The organism is Frondihabitans sp. Leaf304 (genome assembly GCF_001423105.1).
Classification (GTDB): domain Bacteria; phylum Actinomycetota; class Actinomycetes; order Actinomycetales; family Microbacteriaceae; genus Frondihabitans.
Genome location: NZ_LMNV01000002.1, coordinates 1,488,122 through 1,505,703, shown reverse-complemented (window position 1 = coordinate 1,505,703; position 17,582 = coordinate 1,488,122). Strand labels below are relative to the sequence as shown.

14 protein-coding genes are annotated in these 17,582 nt (G+C 69.4%); 5 read left to right on the top strand and 9 right to left on the bottom strand.

The features are described from left to right. Window positions 1-59: 59 nt before the first annotated feature. The 4 genes from ASF54_RS06695 to gabT are packed head-to-tail and all read right to left on the bottom strand — an operon-like array spanning window position 60 to window position 5,737. Window positions 60-1,472: a flavin monoamine oxidase family protein gene (locus ASF54_RS06695; RefSeq protein ID WP_326934336.1), complete on the bottom strand. Its 1,413-nt coding sequence runs from the start codon at window positions 1,470-1,472 to the stop codon at window positions 60-62. Further along, window positions 1,469-2,887, bottom strand: a complete 1,419-nt coding sequence (locus tag ASF54_RS06690) for an aminobutyraldehyde dehydrogenase (RefSeq protein ID WP_055960152.1) — start codon at window positions 2,885-2,887, stop codon at window positions 1,469-1,471. Before ASF54_RS06690 ends, ASF54_RS06695 begins: the two co-directional genes overlap by 4 nt. 22 nt (window positions 2,888-2,909) lie before the next feature. Beyond that, complete coding sequence (locus tag ASF54_RS06685; protein WP_055960150.1) at window positions 2,910-4,391, bottom strand: NAD-dependent succinate-semialdehyde dehydrogenase; 1,482 nt, start codon at window positions 4,389-4,391, stop codon at window positions 2,910-2,912. Next, window positions 4,388-5,737 carry a 4-aminobutyrate--2-oxoglutarate transaminase gene (gene gabT / locus ASF54_RS06680; protein ID WP_235480961.1) on the bottom strand — a complete coding sequence of 450 codons (1,350 nt, stop codon included), beginning with the start codon at window positions 5,735-5,737 and terminating at the stop codon, window positions 4,388-4,390. The genes ASF54_RS06685 and gabT overlap by 4 nt, the downstream gene beginning before the upstream one ends. 145 nt (window positions 5,738-5,882) lie before the next feature. Here gabT and ASF54_RS06675 point away from each other — a divergent pair, with 145 nt between their 5' ends. After that, the gene (locus tag ASF54_RS06675) at window positions 5,883-7,409 is read left to right on the top strand and encodes a PucR family transcriptional regulator (protein ID WP_055960147.1); all 1,527 of its coding nucleotides are present in this window, start codon (window positions 5,883-5,885) and stop codon (window positions 7,407-7,409) included. A 115-nt stretch (window positions 7,410-7,524) separates the two neighbouring features. On the opposite strand, the gene ASF54_RS06670 is transcribed toward ASF54_RS06675, so the two are convergent. After that, entirely contained in the window at window positions 7,525-8,604 is a 1,080-nt protein-coding gene (locus ASF54_RS06670; RefSeq protein ID WP_055960144.1) for a phosphotransferase enzyme family protein, read from the bottom strand. A gap of 190 nt (window positions 8,605-8,794) precedes the next feature. Between ASF54_RS06670 and ASF54_RS06665 the strand changes: the two genes are divergently transcribed. The 3 genes from ASF54_RS06665 (at window position 8,795) to ASF54_RS16315 (ending at window position 11,836) form a co-directional block, all read left to right on the top strand. Then, window positions 8,795-10,141 carry an aspartate aminotransferase family protein gene (locus ASF54_RS06665; protein WP_055960141.1) on the top strand — a complete coding sequence of 449 codons (1,347 nt, stop codon included), beginning with the start codon at window positions 8,795-8,797 and terminating at the stop codon, window positions 10,139-10,141. Between the two features lie 242 nt (window positions 10,142-10,383). Further along, window positions 10,384-11,127, top strand: a complete 744-nt coding sequence (locus tag ASF54_RS06660) for a GntR family transcriptional regulator (protein WP_055960138.1) — start codon at window positions 10,384-10,386, stop codon at window positions 11,125-11,127. Window positions 11,128-11,200: 73 nt separating this feature from the next. Continuing rightward, a complete protein-coding gene (locus tag ASF54_RS16315) occupies window positions 11,201-11,836 on the top strand; it encodes a hypothetical protein (RefSeq protein WP_157510048.1) in 636 nt (211 codons plus the stop codon). A gap of 148 nt (window positions 11,837-11,984) precedes the next feature. On the opposite strand, the gene ASF54_RS06645 is transcribed toward ASF54_RS16315, so the two are convergent. Next, window positions 11,985-13,547 (bottom strand): amino acid permease, encoded by a 1,563-nt coding sequence (locus tag ASF54_RS06645; protein ID WP_055960129.1) that lies wholly within the window; start codon window positions 13,545-13,547, stop codon window positions 11,985-11,987. A gap of 211 nt (window positions 13,548-13,758) precedes the next feature. Here ASF54_RS06645 and ASF54_RS06640 point away from each other — a divergent pair, with 211 nt between their 5' ends. Continuing rightward, window positions 13,759-14,199: a hypothetical protein gene (locus ASF54_RS06640; protein ID WP_055960126.1), complete on the top strand. Its 441-nt coding sequence runs from the start codon at window positions 13,759-13,761 to the stop codon at window positions 14,197-14,199. A gap of 152 nt (window positions 14,200-14,351) precedes the next feature. Here ASF54_RS06640 and ASF54_RS06635 read toward each other — a convergent pair whose 3' ends face one another. The 3 genes from ASF54_RS06635 to ASF54_RS06625 all read right to left on the bottom strand — a co-directional run bounded on the left by ASF54_RS06635 (window position 14,352) and on the right by ASF54_RS06625 (window position 17,423). Next, window positions 14,352-15,626 (bottom strand): MFS transporter, encoded by a 1,275-nt coding sequence (locus tag ASF54_RS06635; protein ID WP_200919571.1) that lies wholly within the window; start codon window positions 15,624-15,626, stop codon window positions 14,352-14,354. Further along, complete coding sequence (locus tag ASF54_RS06630; RefSeq protein ID WP_055960123.1) at window positions 15,623-16,279, bottom strand: GntR family transcriptional regulator; 657 nt, start codon at window positions 16,277-16,279, stop codon at window positions 15,623-15,625. Before ASF54_RS06630 ends, ASF54_RS06635 begins: the two co-directional genes overlap by 4 nt. 181 nt (window positions 16,280-16,460) lie before the next feature. Next, window positions 16,461-17,423, bottom strand: coding sequence for a sugar-binding transcriptional regulator (locus tag ASF54_RS06625; RefSeq protein WP_055960120.1), 963 nt, complete (start codon window positions 17,421-17,423; stop codon window positions 16,461-16,463). Window positions 17,424-17,582 lie beyond the last annotated feature (159 nt).

The following is a 17,582-nucleotide window of genomic DNA, read 5'->3' as shown; positions in this document are numbered from 1 at the left end:
GAATGGTGCGGGAGCGGATATGAAGTTGTGTTCGGGAGGGTGGGGCGGGCTGAAGGGGGTTAGGGGGCGGCGACCACTTCGGCGCCGAGGTCGCTGACGACCTCCGTCGCGAGTCGGTGACCGACCCGGATCGCCCCGTCGACGTGCTGGTAGCCGAGGCCGGCCAGGTCGCTCGACCCGAACCGGATCGGGCCGACGGGGGTGAGCTGATGGGCGCCGTAGCGCGTCAGGCCACCGAGGTCGAAGCTCGTGGCGTAGGCGCCCTGGGTCCATTCTTCGGCCGCCCAGTCGCTCTCGTAGTAGACGCTCGGGTTGCGGGCTTCGGGGCCGAAGTACGCGGCGAGAGAGTCGAGGATCCGCGCCCGGCGCTCCTCGGGGTCGAGCTCGAGCGCGCGATCCGCCTTTTCATCCGACACGAACCCGACCAGCGTGCCGCGGGTCTCGCCGTGATTGCTGTTGTCGTAGGCCTCGTGCACCAGCTGGTAAGGGCTGAACGCGGTGCCCGACAGGTCGGCGTCACGCCAGAACGGTGTCTCGTAGGTGGCGTGCACCTTGATGACAAGGCCGAGGGAGAGGTGCTGGTGCATCTGGTTGCGGCGACGGGGAAGCGCCGGCACGTAGTCGATGCGACCGTAGAGGTTCGGCGGCACGGCGACCAGTGCCCGCTTGGCCTCGACGCGGAGGTCGTCGGTGGTCGCGACGACGCCGGAGTCGCTCCACTCGAGCGTCTGCACCGGCTGATTCAGGTGCACGCGATCGCCGAGCGATGCGGCGAGGGCCACGGGCACACTCTGCAGGCCTCCGACGACGCGCTTGTCGAGGATGAAGTCGGCGTCGACGAGGTTGGAGAAGCTGCCGGCGCTCGCCGCCATGAGCAGGGCCTGCAGGGTGGAGAACGCATGGGCCGGCTTGGTCAGCATGGCGTCGGCGATGAACAGCGCGATGTTGTCGCGGGCCTCCTCGTCGGTCGACTGCGCGGCGAGCCACTCCTTGAACGACACCCGGTCGAGCGCTTCGGCGTCGGGGTGAGTCCACGGCGCGTCGGGGTCGGTCTCGGCCACCAGGCGGTCGAGCAGCTCGATCAGTCGGACGATCTCGCCCTCGGTCGACTCCGACCCGGGAAAGATGTCGCCGGTGAAGCGCTTGGCCTCGCCATCTCGGCCGATGTAGACGCTCTCGCCCTCACGGTAGCGGGAGTACGTCTCGAGGCCGAGCTCGTCGAGGGTGGCGATCAGCGCGGTCTGGTCGGGTGAGACCCACTGCCCGCCGATCTCGTACATCTGGCCTTCGATGCTGTTGGTCCAGAGCCGTCCGCCCACACGGTCGCGGGCCTCGAGCACGACGACGGAGTGCCCCGCCTTAACGAGGTCGGCCGCTGCGGTGAGGCCGGTTGCGCCGGCGCCGATGATGACGACGTCGGTGGTGATGGTGTTCGGCATTGCGGCCTTTCCGAGGGAGGTGGTGGGCGTCAGTGGGCAGACATGACGTGCTTGATGCGGGTGTAGTCGTCGACCGAGTAGGCCGAGAGGTCTTTGCCGTAGCCGGACTGCTTGAAGCCGCCGTGCGGCATCTCGGCGGCGAGGGGAATGTGGGTGTTGATCCACACGCAACCGAAGTCGAGGTCGCGGGCGAATCGCTCGGCGGTCGTGTGATCGGCAGTCCACACGCTGGAGGCCAGGGCGTACCGCACACCGTTCGCCAGTTCGAGCGCCTCGTCGGCAGTGTCGAATGACTGCACCGTGAGCACCGGGCCGAACACTTCGTCTTGCACGATCGCATCCGTCTGCTCGACGTCGGCGATCACCGTCGGGGCGAAGAAGTACCCGACGTCGCCCACCCGAAAACCTCCGGTGCGAATCGTGGCGTGCTCGGGCAGAGAGTCGATCGCGTTCGACACGGCCGCGAAGTGCCGGGCGTTGTTGAGGGGACCGTAGAAGGCGTCGTCGCCGGCGCCCGTGATCGTGCCCTCAGCGGCCCGCACCAGCGCGTCGCAGAACGCGTCGTGGATGGAGCGGTGCACGATCACCCGGGTCGCGGCCGTGCAGTCTTGACCGGCGTTGAAGAACCCGGCCTGCGCGATCGACTCGGCGGCCGCGTCGATGTCGACGTCGGGGAACACGACGACGGGGGCCTTACCGCCCAGCTCGAGATGGACCCGCTTGAGGCCGGCTGCACCCGACGTGGCCACGGCCCGCCCGGCGCGCACGCTTCCCGTGATCGCGACGAGCCCGGGAACAGGGTGCTCAGTGAGCAGCGCACCCGTCGACGCGTCGCCGAGCACCACGTTGAAGACGCCGTCGGGCAGGATGCCCCGGGTCAGGTCGGCCAGCACCAGGGTTGACTCTGGAGTGGTGTCGCTCGGCTTGAGCACGATCGTGTTGCCGGCGGCGAGGGCCGGGCCGATCTTCCACAGCGCCATCATGAGCGGGTAGTTCCAGGGAGTGACCTGGGCCACGACGCCGATGGGCTCTCGGCGCACCGACGAGGTGAGCCCCTCGAGGTACTCACCCGAGGCGAGCCCGGTGGCGCTTCGGGCGGCACCGGCGAAGTAGCGGAGCTGGTCGGCGCCGACCGCGACCTCCTCGGAGGCGATCGTCGCCTTGGGCTGACCGGTGTTGCGAGCCTGCGCCTCGACGAGGTCGTCGGAGCGCGCCTCCAGAGCGTCGGCCAGAGCCAGGAGCGCCTTCTGGCGAGCGCTCGGCGTGGTGCGCTTCCATGCCGGAAAGGCCTCGGCCGCCGCAGCCATCGCGGCGTCGACGTCGGCGGCACCCGAGATGGGCGACACGGCGACGACCTCCTCGGTACGGGGGTCGATCACGTCGAGCGTGTCGGTGCCGACCGCGGACACGAAGGCACCCGCGATGAAGTTCTGGAGGGTCGTGCTCATGTCGGTCGTCTCTCGTTGGCGGTCAGCTCGTGGGCAGAAGCGTGTAGGTCGTGTCGAGGTACTCCGCGATGCCCTCGGTGCCGCCCTCGCGCCCGAGGCCCGACGACTTGACTCCGCCGAACGGGGCCGCGGCGTTCGAGACGACGCCGGTGTTGAGGCCGAGCATGCCCGACTGGAGCTTGGCGATAAGGCGGTGACCGCGAGCGAGGTCGGTTGTGAAGGCGTACGAGACGAGGCCGAACTCGGTGGCGTTGGCCAGCGCGATGCCTTCGTCTTCGGTGTCGAACGTGGCGATCGCGGCGACCGGGCCGAAGATCTCTTCTTTGAGCAGGCGGGTGTCGGGGGTGATGCCGGTGAGCACTGTGGGAGCGAAGAAGGATCCCGGCCCCTCGATCTTCGACCCACCCGTCGCGACCGAGGCACCCCGCGAGGTCGCGTCGTCGACGAGCTCGGCGCTTTTGTTGACGGCGGCGTCGTTGATCAGCGGCCCGATCGACACCCCCTCGTCGGTGCCGCGACCGACCTCGAGCGCTTCGACACGAGCGGTGAGCCGTTTCGAGAACTCGTCGGCGACGCCCGACTGCACAAAGAAGCGGTTGGCGGAGGTGCAGGCCTCGCCGATGTTGCGGAACTTCGCCAGCATCGCCCCGTCGACCGCGGCGTCGAGATCGGCGTCGTCGAAGACGAGGAACGGGGCGTTGCCGCCGAGCTCCATGGACGTGCGCAGCACGTTGTCGGCGGCTTGCTTGAGCAGCACCTTGCCGACAGGGGTCGACCCGGTGAAGCTCACCTTGCGAAGGCGGTCGTCGGCCATGACGGCCTTTGAGACGCCGGAGGCGTCGGTCGTGGACACGACGTTGACAACGCCGGCCGGAACGCCGGCCTCGATCAGGAGCTGGACGAAGTAGAGGCTGGTGAGCGGGGTCAGCTCGGCGGGCTTCAGCACGATCGTGCAGCCGGCGGCGAGAGCGGGCGCGATCTTGCGGGTGGCCATCGCGAGAGGGAAGTTCCACGGCGTGATGAGGAAGCAGGGCCCGACCGGTCGGCGCGACACGATCATCGTGCCGGTGCCCTCGGGGTTCGCGCCGTAGCGGCCCGAGATACGCACGGCCTCCTCCGAGAACCAGCGCAGGAATTCCGCGCCATAGGTGACCTCGCCGCGGGCCTCCGCCAGCGACTTGCCCATCTCCATCGTCATCAGCAGGGCCAGCTCGTCGCGGTGTGCGATGGCGAGGTCGAATGCCCGCCGCAGGATCTCGGAGCGGGTGCGGGGCGGAGTTGCGGCCCAGTCGTCGGCCGCGGCGACAGCAGCGTCGAGGGCGGCGATCGCGTCGGCGGGCGTGCCATCGGCGACGTCGATCAGCGTCTCGCCCGTTGCCGGATCGATCACGCCGAACGTCGCACCGCCCGATGCCTCACGCCAGACTCCGCCGACCAGAAGGCCCGTCGGCACGGTGTCGAGCAGTCGCTGCTCGGTCTCGTTTGCGGCGGCGGTCGTGGTCATGATTCCTCCAGGGCGTGGGCGACGACGTCGAGGCCCTCGTGGAGCAAAGCGTCGTCGATTGAGAGCGGCGGAAGAAAGCGAATCACGTTTCCGTAGGTGCCGCAGGTCAGGATTATCACTCCGGCGGCGTGACTCGCGGCAGCCACGCGACCGGTGAGAGCAGGATCCGGGTCTCCCGTCGCCGGGTCGACCAGCTCGATCGCGATCATCGCTCCGCGCCCGCGTACGTCGCCGATGCGCGGGTCGCCCGCCTGCAGGGCCGTCAGCCGCGTCTTCATGAGCGTCTCGATGTCGCGGGCTCGCCAGGCGAGGTCGTCGACCTCGTAGGTTTCGATGGCCGCGAGCGCGGCAGCGCAGGCGAGCGGGTTGCCGCCGTAGGTGCCGCCGAGGCCGCCGACGTGCGGGGCGTCCATCATCTCGGCACGACCGGTGACGCCGGCGAGCGGCAGGCCTCCGGCGATGCCCTTCGCCGTGACGACGAGGTCGGGCACGATGCCCTCGTGCTCGGAGGCGAACATAGCGCCCGTCCGGGCAAAGCCGGTCTGCACCTCGTCGGCGATGAACACCACGCCGTTCTCGCGAGCCCAGTCGACGAGGGTCTCGAGGAACCCGGGTGCCGGCACGATAAAGCCGCCCTCGCCCTGGATCGGCTCGATGAGGATCGCCGCGGTGGAGGCGGCGCCGACCTGCTTTTCGATCATCGCGATGGCTCGCTTCGCGGCCTCGGGCCCGGAGAGACCGTCGCGGTAGGGGTACGACAGTGGCGCCCGGTAGATCTCGGGGGCGAAGGGGCCGAACCCGCTCTTGTAGGGCATCGCCTTGGCGGTCAGTGCCATCGTGAGGTTGGTGCGCCCGTGATAGGCGTGCTCGAAGGCGATGACGGCTTGACGGCCGGTATACGAGCGGGCGATCTTGACGGCATTCTCGACGGCTTCGGCCCCGGTGTTGAACAGGGCCGAGCGCTTTTCGTGGTCACCGGGCGTGAGCCGGTTGAGGGCCTCGGCGACGTCGACATAGGAGTCGTAGCCGGTGATCATGAAGCAGGTGTGGGTGAAGCGCTCGACCTGGCGCTGGACGGCCTCGACGACACGCGGGGCCGCGTTGCCCACGCCGGTCACGGCGATGCCGGTGCCGAGGTCGATGAAGCTGTTGCCGTCGACGTCGACCAGCACACCGCCGCCGGCGACGTCGGTGAAGACCGGCAGTGAGATGCCGACGCCCCGGGCGACCGCGGAGGTCTTGCGGGCGAGGATCTCGCGGGAGCGCGGCCCGGGAATCTCGGTGACGATCTTCCGCTGCTGCGGCAGCGAGGGCCCGCCGACGAGCGGTTCGACGTGAGTGGTCACGGACGGCCTCCGTATGGTGCGTGGTGAATGGGGCGTAGCGAACGAATGAAGCCAATCTAGGCAGTGGCCCCGACACCACGACTGCCATTTCGGCAATCTGTGGAGAACTGCTGGACCGAGCGGCAGTTGGGGATAACCTCCGAGGGTGAAGACCTCGTCCGCGCCGACCGTGCAGCCTCCGACCGTCCGCGGGCTCCTCGCCGAACCGCCGCTCCGCCTCCGGGTCCGCCTCGACGGTGACGGGCGCGATATCGCCATCGACTGGGTGCACAGCTCCGATCTCGTCGATCCCACGCCGTTCCTCACCGGCGACACGATGCTGCTCACCACCGGCACGCAGTTTCCCGCCGACGACGACGCTGCCTTCTACGGCAGCTACGCCGATCGCCTCCTCGACGCCGGCGTCGTGGCCCTCGGGTTCGGCCTCGAGGTGATCCGCGAGGGCACCCCACCCTCCCTCGTCGACGCCTGCGACGCTCGCGGCATCACTCTCGTCGAGGTGCCCTACGAGGTCCCCTTCATCGCGCTGATCCGCTGGGTGGCCGATCGCATCGCCGCCCGCGATCGCGAACGCGACGCCTGGACTCTGGCTGCCCAGCGCGCCGTCTCGCTCTCTGCCCTGACCGCCGGCACGCTCGAGGCCGTCGTGCAGACGCTGGCCGACCAGGTGAGCGGTGCCGTGGTGATCCTCTCGCCCTCGGGCGAGACGGTGGTGGAGGTGCATTCCGCCGCCGTCGATCTGGGGGCTCTGGCTGACGAGGGGCGAAGGATCCTGCGCCGCGGCACCCGCGCCTCCGCCGACGTGACGCTGCCCGAGTGGCTCGGCTTCGCCACTGTGCAGACCCTCGGGCCTCGCGGCGCCCTTCGAGGTGCGATCGGTATCGCCGGCGCCGGGCGGCACGACGTCGCCACGCAGGCCGTCGTCACCGGTGCCGTCGCGATCGTCGAGGTGCTGCTCCGTTACGGTGACGCCGAACGCCGACTCGAGCGCCGTCTCGGGGGAGTGCTGGTGCGGCTGCTACTCGACGGCCATCTCGCCGGGGCGGGGGCTGCCGCGGCCGAGTTCGGGTCGAAGATTCCCGACGCCCTCCGGATCGCCGTCGTGCCGCTGCCGGCCGGTGTGGCCGACTCGGAGCGCGATCGACTCCTCGACGAGCTGACGCGGGAGGGGCTGGCGTTCGCCGACTCCTCTGCCGAACGAGTGGTAGCGGTGGTGCCGGCAGCAGCGACCGACGCGTTCTCGCGGGCGGTGGCCGGCAGCGCCACCCTCGCGGCACTCCCGGTGGGGCTGTCGGCCGTTCTGGCACCGGCCGAAGCCTCGACCGGGCTGGCGCAGGCGGTGCGGGCCCTCGATCAGGATCCTGACGCCGGTGTGCACGTATTCGGCGACTCGGCGGCCGGGCTCCTCGACGATCTGTGGTCGCCCGCGGCCGAGAACCTCGCGCGGCGTCGCCTCGGAGGGCTGGTCGGCGAGCCGGGCGAGCTCGTCGACTGCGCGCGGCTCTGGCTCGACCACAACGGCCACTGGGAGTCCGCGGCGCGCGAGGCCGGGCTGCACCGGCACACGCTCAAAGCTCGAATCGCGCGGATCGGCACGCTGCTCGAGCTCGACCTCGATTCGTTCGCCGGTCGCGCCGAGCTGTGGGCGCTCTTGCAGGCGTCCCGCGCCTAGCGCCGGGCCGCCGGCCGCGCCGACGGGCCGCCGCGATACGTATCGCGGTCACACCGACGTGCCGCGGCAGGTATCGGAGTCCGCACCGCGTATCCCGGCAGAGCGGCGCACTCCGCTACGCCCCGACGAGCCAGAGCGGATCGGCGTTGTAGCGCGCCGCGACCTCGACCGTGCCGGGCTTGTTCTCGTCCCAGAGGTCGGCGGGCAGCGCGTCGGCCCGGTGCGTCGTGGCCCAGCCGAGCATGGTGAGCCGGCGCATCAGCGACAGCGCTCCGGCGAGTTCGAGGTCGTCGCGGCTGAGAGTCGCGACCTGCCGGTAGCCGTCGAGCCAGCGGGCGCCCATCTCGAGCGCCGACGGGCGGTGCTCGTAGAACGTCAGCGCCGACCCGAAGTCGTAGAGGAAGTAGCCGTACCCGCAGTCGTCGAAGTCGATGATCGTCATGGCGCCCTCGTGGGTCATGACGTTCGAGGGGCGGAGGTCGGAGTGGATGAGCCCCCAGTGCTGCGGCGTCCGCGGGATGCCCGACAGGGTGGCCCGGGCCGTCGTCTCGGCGCGCTCCAGAACGGCGCGATCGCCGGTCGTCAGCGGGGCGTTCCGCCAGTCGCCCCACCGCGCGAGGCCGCCGGTCATGTCGTCGACGGTCCAGTCGAAGCGCTGGAATCCGGTCGGTCGCGCCCAACCCCGCGAGTGCCCGTGCAGCTGGGCCGTCAGTCGGCCGATCTCGACGAAGTGGTCGGCGAAGTCGGTCTGATCTTCGAGGATCGTGCCCGTCACGAAGTCGAAGCCGACCGCCGTCCAACTCGCACCGCCGTCGTCCGTCAAGAACTGCACGAAGTCGCCGTCGGCCCCGTGCCGCGGTGACGGTGTCGGCACCCCCGCGTCGCGCTGCAGGGCCTCCACCCAGAGCAGTTCGCTCCGCACATGCTCGACGCTCACCGCGTATCCCGGGCGTCCGAGACGGACGACCAGACTCGGATCCTCGTTCACCGAGACCTTGAAGGTCACGTTCTCCGAGACCGCGATCAGCGTGACCCTGGTCGCCGCGAGCGGCAGACCCCAGGCGAGGCAGATGCCGTCGTGAACCCAGTGCGGAGCATCGTCGCCGCGGCCCACGTGATCGAAGGCCGACAGCGATCCGGCCGGTGTGCCCGACGGTGCGGGCACGGTCTCGGTCGTCGGGTGCGAGATCGTCATAAGCCTCGAACCTAGGGGCCACAATTCAGGATCCGACTCCTGAGACGCGATCCTTTACCAGCCGTTCACGCGGGTAACACGCCATTCATCCTGAGGGCTGCGCTCGTAACGTCCCGGCAACACGGCGGGCCCCCTCGCCTCCTCGTCGATCGAGAGAATGGACGTGCACCCACCGAACGACGGGAACCCCATGGCGAGCACCGCATCCATCCTCGACGGCAACAGCTTCAAGGCGTCGGACGCCGACGGGCTCGACCCGCGCACCCGGGCGCTCGCCGAGCGGCGCGAGGTGCTCGGCTCGGCCTACCGCCTCTTCTACAAGCATCCGGTCGAGCTCGTGCGCGGCCTCGGAGCCCACGCCTGGGACGCCGACGGCAACGAATACCTCGACCTCTACAACAACGTGCCGAGCATCGGCCACGCGCACCCGAGGGTCGTCGAGGCCGTGCACCGGCAGATGTCGACGCTGAACACGCACACGCGCTACCTGCACGAGGGCGTGCTGAATTACGCCGACGACCTCCTCTCGACCATGCCCGATGCCATCGACCAGGTCATGTTCGTCTGCACCGGCTCCGAGGCGAACGACCTCGCGCTGCGGGTCGGCCGCGAGTACACCGGCGGCACCGCGTGGATCGCGACGAGCGAGGCGTACCACGGCAACACGGCGCTCGTCTCGGCGCACTCGCCGTCGCTGCGCGGCCCCGAGCAGATGGACCCGACGCTCCGCATCATCGACCCGCCCGACACCTACCGCCTGCAGTCCGAGACCGCCGAGGGGGCCGGAGCCTGGTGGGTCGGGCAGCTCGGAGCGGCCATCGCCGAGATCGAGGCGTCGGCAGACGGGTTCGCGGGTCTCATCCTCGACTCGTCGTTCTCGTCGGACGGCATCTTCCTCGGCCAGCCCGGCATGATCCGGTCGGCGCTCGAGCTCGTCCACGCGCACGGCGGCGTCGTCATCGCCGACGAGGTGCAGCCCGGCTTCGGCCGCACCGGCGAGGCGTTCTGGGGCTTCGACCGCCACGACTTCGTGCCCGACATCGTCACCACCGGCAAGCCGATGGGCAACGGAATCCCGATCGCGTCGATGGCCGCGAAGCGCGAGGTGCTCGACGCGTTCGCCGCGAAGCGCCCCTACTTCAACACCTTCGGCGGCAACCCGGTAGCGATCGCAGCGGCGCAGGCCGTGCTCGATGTGATCCGCGACGAAGAGCTGCAGGCGAGGGCGCTCACCGTCGGCGCCGCCCTGCGCGAGAGCCTTCGAGAGCTCGCGGCCGTGCACCCCGGCATCGGCGACATCCGCGGCTCGGGGCAGTACACCGGCGTCGAGATCGTCGCCGATCGCGCGACACAGGCCCCCGACTCGGGCGTCGCGCTCGCCCTGCTCGAGCAGCTCCGCGACCGGCGCGTGCTCACGAGCGTCTGCGGGCCGAACAACAGTGTGCTCAAGCTGCGGCCGCCGCTCGCATTCACCGCGGCCGACATCCCTCGGCTCGTGGAGGCGCTGGACGGCGGGTTGACCGCGCTCGGGGTGTAGCTGCGGCTCGTGTCGCGCGAGGTCGCGAGAGGTGACGCGGTTCGGCCAATCCGACGCGGCTCGCCGCGTCGCTTTGGCCGAAACGCGTCGGGTTGCGAGCGGCCGGGCGTCGCGCGGGCCCGGGCGGCATCGCGCAGGCCGCACCGGCGTCGCTACGATGAGCCCCAGTCGCCGCCGCAGTCGCCGCCCGCCCCGCCCCAGCCGCCCCGCCCGCCCGTCCGTCCGCGCCTCCAGGAGACCCCGTGCCCCGAGACCCCTCCGAGCTCAGCAGCCGGATCCAGCGCCTCATCGCCCGATCCGAGCTGCGCGTGGGTGACCGGATCGGCTCGGAGCGAGCCATCGCTGAGCAGTTCGGCGTGCCCCGGTCGGCGCTCCGCGAGGCCCTCGAAGAGCTGGAGGCCGCGTCGCTGATCCGCCGCACCATGGGCCGCACCGGCGGCGTGTTCGTAGCCGACGGAAAGATCGAGCGCCAGCTCAACACGATCATGGGCGTGCCGGACATGCTGCGCCAGCAGGGATTCGTCTCGACCACGCAGGTGCTCTCGGAGGGGATCGGCCTCGCCACGCCGTCCGAGCAGCGGAGTCTGGCGCTGGCCGACGGCGACAACGTCTTCCGCATGCGTCGGCGTCGTGACGCAGCCGGGACGCCGCTCTCGCTCGACACGATGGTGTTGCCGATGCGCCTGTTACCCGGATTTCAGGATCGTGACCACACCGAGTCGGTGTATCGGATCCTCGCCCGTGACTATCGCATCGAGATGGCGCAGGCCGACGAGACGATCGACGTGACACCGGCGACGGCCGAGCAGGCGGCGATTCTGGGGGTGGCCGAGGGGGCGCCGCTGTTCGAGATCTGGCGCATCACCTTCGACGCGGCCGATACGCCCGTCGAGTTCTCGCACGACTTCTTCCGCACCGATCGCACGCGCATCTCGCTGCGCCGCTACGGCGCGCGGTGGAAGCGCGCCGTGCCGCCCACCCGCTGAGTTCGTTCTGCAGGATGACCCCGTAACCGCGCCGACAGCAGTAGCCTCAAGCCACAATCACCCGGGGGGAATCATGCTCAACAAGGCATCCAAGACGACCATCGCTCTCATGATGACCGGAGCGGCCGTGGCGGCGCTCGCCGGGTGCTCGGCGGCAACGACCACTGCAGCCGTGACGACGGGGGCGAATGCCGGTGCGTCGGATCCTTCGGGCGGGACGACGGCGTCGAGCCTCGCCACCCCGACAACGCCTGCAACAACCTCGGCCGCTGTCGCCGTTGGCGCGATCCCGACGAAGTGCAGGTCACTGATGAGCGCGACCACCTACAAAAAAGACGGCTTCGCGAAGACCCCGCTCACGCAGCCGGCGGCTCCGAAGACGCAGTTGAGCGCGGCCGTCAAGTCGGGCGGGGCGTCGATCTTCTGCCTGTGGCGCGATCCGCGGGCCGATATCAGCGGCATCAGCATCCAGGTCGTCACCGTCGACTCGTCGAAGGCCCTCGCCCAGTTGAAGAAGCTCCCGGCCAAGGGGTTCACGTGCAAGAAGTCCGCCGACGCGTACACCTGCCAGAAGATCGGCCGCGACTCCCAGTACCCGGTCGAGACGGGCGACACGTACTACACGCGGGGTGATATCGGCATCCGCATTCAGCAGGCGAACGTCCCGACGTCGGGGCTCCTCAAAGAGGTCGTCGCGCGGGTCTTCTAGCGGCTGGCGTGTGCCGGTCGCGATTCAGGAAGTCTGGCTCGAGCGGGGCGGAAACACGAGGATCCGCGCCCACCCCGCGCTCATCTGCCTGATTTGCGCGCACCGCCGCACCGCCGCACCGCCGCACCGCCGCGCAGCCCGGCCCGCCTCACACGAGGTCCGACTCCTTCGTGCGGGCCGGCGCATCCGCCAGCGCATCGCCCGGCACCGGGATCGCGTCGAGCGCGTCGTAGTCCTCGACCTGGGGGTCGCGGTGCAGCCCTCCCGAGATCGCGTACTCCTCTTCAGGAGCGAGCACCAGGTTCTTGCGGCCCACGGTCGCGAAGAGCACGATGCCGACGACGTAGACGATCAGCATGATGACGATCGCCGACCAGAGTGCGCGGTTCAGGATCTCGCCGATGAAGATCGCGAAGCCGATGATTCCTGCGATGTACGCACCACCGAGACCCCACGGCGACTTGTACGGGCGCTTCGCGTTCGGGTATTTGCGGCGCAAGATCACGAACGACACCATCTGCAGCATGTACGAGAGCACGGCTCCCCAGACCGCGATGTTGAGCACGAGCCCGCCACCGCCCGCCGGCACCGCAGCCTCGGCGGCGAAGAGCGCGGCCAAGCCGATCACGGCGGCGACGGCGATGGCCAGTACGGGCGTCTGACGCTTGCCGGTGACGGAGAGTCCGCGCGGGTAGTAGCCGGCGCGCGACAGCGAGTACATGTTGCGGCCGGCCGCGAACATGATGCCCTGCAGGCTGGCCAGGAGGCCGACCAGCGCGAACGCCGAGAGGACGGCGGCGACCTTGTCGTTGGGGATGATCGCGCGGAATCCGTCGAGCAGCGGTTCGGCCGAGGTTCCGGCAGCCGCTCCGCCGAGGACGGCCGGGTTGAGGAACAGCACGATCGCACCGCAGGCGATCAGCGTGACGAGGCCCCAGACGCTGGCACGAGGAATGTCGCGGGTCGGGTTGTGCGCCTCCTCCGCCGACAGCGGCAGCTCTTCGATGCCGAGGAACAACCACACGCCGAACGGGAGGGCGAAGAAGATCGGCAGGATTCCGTGGGGGAGGAACGCACTCTGACCAGGATCCGGCGCAACGTCGAACAGGCTCCCGAAGTCGAGCTTGCCCGAGAACGTCGCCATCAGCGCGAACGTCAGCAGCACGGCAAGCGAGATCAGGGCGACGACCAGCGCGAACTTGAACGACACCGACGAACCGAGCGAGTTGAGGCCGATGAAGGCGGCGTAGAGGATGATCCACCACACCCAGGTCGGCAGGCTCGCGCCCGTGAGATCGGACAGGATCGCGTCGGCGTATCCCGCGGAGAAGTACACGACCGCCGCGGTGGTCAAGACATACTCGATCGTCTCGGCGAGGCCGGTGATGAAACCGCCCCAGGGGCCCATGCTCGCGCGGGCGAACGAGTACGCGCCGCCTGTGTGGGGCATCGCGGCGCTCATCTCGCTGATCGAGAAGACCATGCCGAAGAACATGATCACGACGATGCCGACCGCGATCAGGAGTCCGCCCCAGCCGGCCGTCGTGATGCCAGCGTTCCAGCCCGAGAAGTCGCCCGAGATCACGGCGGCGATCCCGATTCCCCAGATGCCCCAGAAGCCGGCGGTCCGGCGGAGTTGGCGTTTCTCGAAGTAGTTCGGGTCGGCTGACGTGTACGTCACGCCGCTTGTGGTGCTGGATCCGGTCGACATTCGGGTCTCCTCTGAGCAGCCTGGTGATGGGATTCCCCAGTGGAGCGCGGCGGCGACGGCCTCGTGTGAAGGCGGCATGAATGGGTTGTAACAAGCGTGTTAACCGGCTCGGCAGACGCTCACGGAGTTCCGGCAACTCAGGATCCGGGCCCGGCCACGCTGATGCCCACCGGGCCTGGCCGGATCCTTCGCCGCGTGCCAAGATCAGCGCATGCAGCAGCGCACAGCCGCGATCACCGCCGGTGCGGTCGGCGTCGCCGGTCTTACGGCGATTCTGATCGCGGGTGCCGTTGCCCCGCCGCTGATCTGCACAGCGGAAGGGTACGTCGAGTCGGTCGACATCAAGGTCTCCGGCTCAGGTGCCGCCGACGTGACCGCCATGGGATTCTGCACCGACGAGGGCTGCGAGCGGGTGCCCGCGCATCCTGCGAAGGGTCGCTACTACGAAGCCACCCGCCGCAACGCGCATCTCTGGAACTTCCCTACCGGGACGGCGCCCGCCCACGTGGCCGTCACGGCGTACGGCGGGCCGCGCGAGGCGCATACGACGCTCGCAACTCAGGGCTACGACCTGGAGTGGAGGCGCATCTACCCGGGTGACCAGTGCCGGTTCTGGAGGGAGACGGATCCGCTGCGGTTGCAGGTGCCCTGAGCGGGGAGCGACGCCTGGCGGGTGCACTTTTCAGGCATCCAGTCCCGCGGCCAGCGTAGGAGGTGGGCTCGCGCGGGGTTGCGCGCCTGCATTCCTGTTTTGCGCACGCGACCGCGAACGCGACCGCGCACCCGCCCATGCGCACGCACCCACTACGCCGCAGGCAGGTGCTTCCTGAACGACACCAGCACGAGCGCCAGCGACACGAGCGCGAGCCCGATCACGATGAGCAGGATGAGCGTGACCGGCACGATCGCGGAGAGCGCCGCGATCGCGAGCGGTGCCAGGAATCCGACGTAGGCCACCGCATAGAAGACACCCGTGAGGCCGGCGAGGCCAGCGGATCCTGCGATCCTCTGTACTTCCTGCAGACCGGACACGAGCCCGATGCCCATGCCGACGCCGATCACGACGTTGGCCGCGAGGCCGATCCAGACCGACTGCAGGGCGATCGCCACGATGACGACGCCGAGCCCCGCGGCGATGAGCCCGACCATCACGGCGAGGCCGCGCGCGCTCGTGGCCGAGTGGATGCGCCGGGCCACGGGTTGCAACGCTGACGAGACGCCGAGGGCGGTGACGGTCGCCGCGGTGGCGAACACCAGACCCCAGGATCCGGTCGCCGCTCGCAACTGAGTCGGCAGGTAGCCGTAGCCGATCGCCGCCCCCGCGAAGATCCAGGGGCACGAGACGACTACGACCCGCACAAAGCGGCGGTGCGATGCGGTCGGGATCCGCAGCTGCCGCCACCACGGCCCGGCTACCCCGCCGCTCCGGTGTGACTCGGGAGCCCGCAAAACGACCACAACAAACGGGATCGTAACCAGAAGGTGGATGACGAAGGGCAGCACCTCGGGTATTGGCCCCCACTGCGCGATGAGCCCCGCCACGAGTGCGCCCGAGCCGGAGCCGAGGGTGAAGGCCAGCGATGCGCGCCGTGCGCCGGCAGCGCGATCTGCTCCCGGATCGAACGGGGCCTGCGACAGCTCCTTGATCCACGAGTTGCCGACTGCCATCGCAACGCCGACGGTCGCTCCTGAGAACAGGCGCCCGACGAGCAGGAACTCCGGGCCGAACGGGCCCAGCGCGAGCAGGCTGCTGCCGACGAGCGCCGCTCCGAGGCCCGCCAGCAAGACGGGTTTACGGCCGTGACGATCCGACAGCGAGCCGGCGACCAGCAGCGCGGGTGCCAACCCGAGCACGTACACGCCGAGGAAGGCGTTCACCAGCACCGAGCTGTAGTGCTGCCGGTCTTCGTACATCAGCAGCAGCGGGCTGAACTGGTTACCGCCCCACGAGCAGACGAACACGGCACCCCAGATCAGGATCCACGGCCCCCGAGCCGCACGCCCGCCCCGCCGCGATCCCGGTGTAGGCCCGGGCCCCGCGCTCGGCACCGCCTGGATCGCCCCCGTGTCGACGTTCACAGGATGCCCCGCAAGATGTCGACGTGGCGGGCCAGCACTCGGCGATACGCTTCGGCGTCACCGGCGTCGATCGCGGCGGCCAGCTCGCGATGGTCGTCGAGCGTCACGGCGAGGTGCTCCGGGCGGACGCGGATCAGCTGGTGTCGGACTCGTTGAGCGCGGTCGTGCAGGATCCTTGCGAAGTGGCTGGCGATGGGGTTGCGGCTGGCCGCGATCACAGCGGTGTGGAACGCGTCATCGGCGTCGATGAAGCCGTCGATGTCGCCTCGGGTGACGCAGTCTTCCTGAATCGCGAGCTGATCGGCGAGCTCTCGTGCGAGATCGCCCCGGTCGATGCTGATGGCGCGCGCCGCCGCCGCGGCTTCGACGGCCTCGCGCATCTCGACCACGTCGTCGGCCTCGCTCGGTGACATGGGCCGCACGACAGCGCCTTTGCGCGACTCGAGTGTCAACAGTTCGTCGGCGGCAAGTCGCAGGAACGCCTCGTGCACCGGCGTGCGGCTCAGACCGAGCTCCTGGCAGACGGTGGTCTCGCTCAGCGATGCCCCGCCCGCGAGATCGCCGCGCAGGATCCGCGCCTTCGTCACGAGGTAGGCGCGCTCTGCGGCGCTCGCCTCGGTCGATGCTGCGGGGCTGCTCGCGGGGTCGTTCATGTTGCTCACTCTAGGTTGCATGCATCGTTGCATGCAACGCGTGACGGGACGTCGCCGGTCGCGAATCAGGAATGCAGGCGCGGCGCGGCGGTGCAACCAGGGTGGGGCGACGCTGAGGGGACAGGATTCCTGATGGGCGAGCGGCAAAGCCGCGGCAGACCAGGATCCTGCACTCCGCCGCTCACTCCAGAAGTGCCCGGGCGGTGCTCTCGTCGACGATCAGGTCGGTCACGAGGCCGGCCGCGAGAGCGCCGCGGATGCCCGGCACCTTCGACGTGCCGGCGACGACGCAGACGCGACGCGGAGCTCGGCGGATGGTCGCGAAGTCGGGCCCGGAGGCGCGCTTATTGAGGGTGATGTCGCTCGACGAGCCGTCCTCGCGGAAGAACACCGTCGCGACGTCGCCGACCACCCCGTCACGGCGGAGGCTCGCGTGGTCGCTCTCTTCGAGGTAGCCGCCCGAGTAGACGTGGCTCGGTACGAGCGCATCGGGGGCGCCGATGCCGAAGACGACCACGTCCATGGAGTCCTGAAACGCGAGCACGCGTTTGGTGCTCCGCTCGCGCCAGAGCGCCTGCTTCGTGTCGGGGTCGTCGAAGAACGCCGGCACCGGAAACTGCTGGACCTGAGCGCCGAACGCGTCGCCGAATCGGCGCAGGATCTCGCTGGCGTAGACGATGCCGGTCGTACGGGTGTTCGCGGCGCCGTTGAGCTGCACGATCATCGACCCGTGAGTGGCCTTCGGCACGAGGTAGCGGCTGATCGCGCTGACGGTGGAGCCCCAGGCGAGGCCGATCACCATGTTCGAGTCGACGAACGGGGTGAGAATTCGTGCAGCCGAGAGGGCGACCCGATCGAGGCGATCGACGTCGGTCGTCTGGTCGGGAATGGGCACGACGTGTGCCACCACGTTGAATCGCCGGTGGAGCTGATCGCTGACGAGGGTCGCCTGGTCGAGGGGCGACTTGATCTGGATGTCGACGAGTCCGGTTTCGCGGGCATAACTCAGGAGCCGGGAGACGGACGAACGGGAAGTGCCCAGCTCGCGAGCGATCGCCTCCATCGTGAGATCTTGCAGGTAGTAGAGGTGGGAGGCGCGCAGGGCGTCCTGCGTCTTGTCCGCCTGGTGCGGTGCGTTCGACATGGTTCGGGCCTCTCTATGCACGTATGTGCACAGGGGTTGACCGCCTGCTCACACGAGTTAAGTATGGAGGAGTCGGCGATCGATGCACCATTCCGATCGATCGCGATCCGACACCACGACGAGTAGCACCGACGCCACGGCGCCGAAGCACTCATAGCA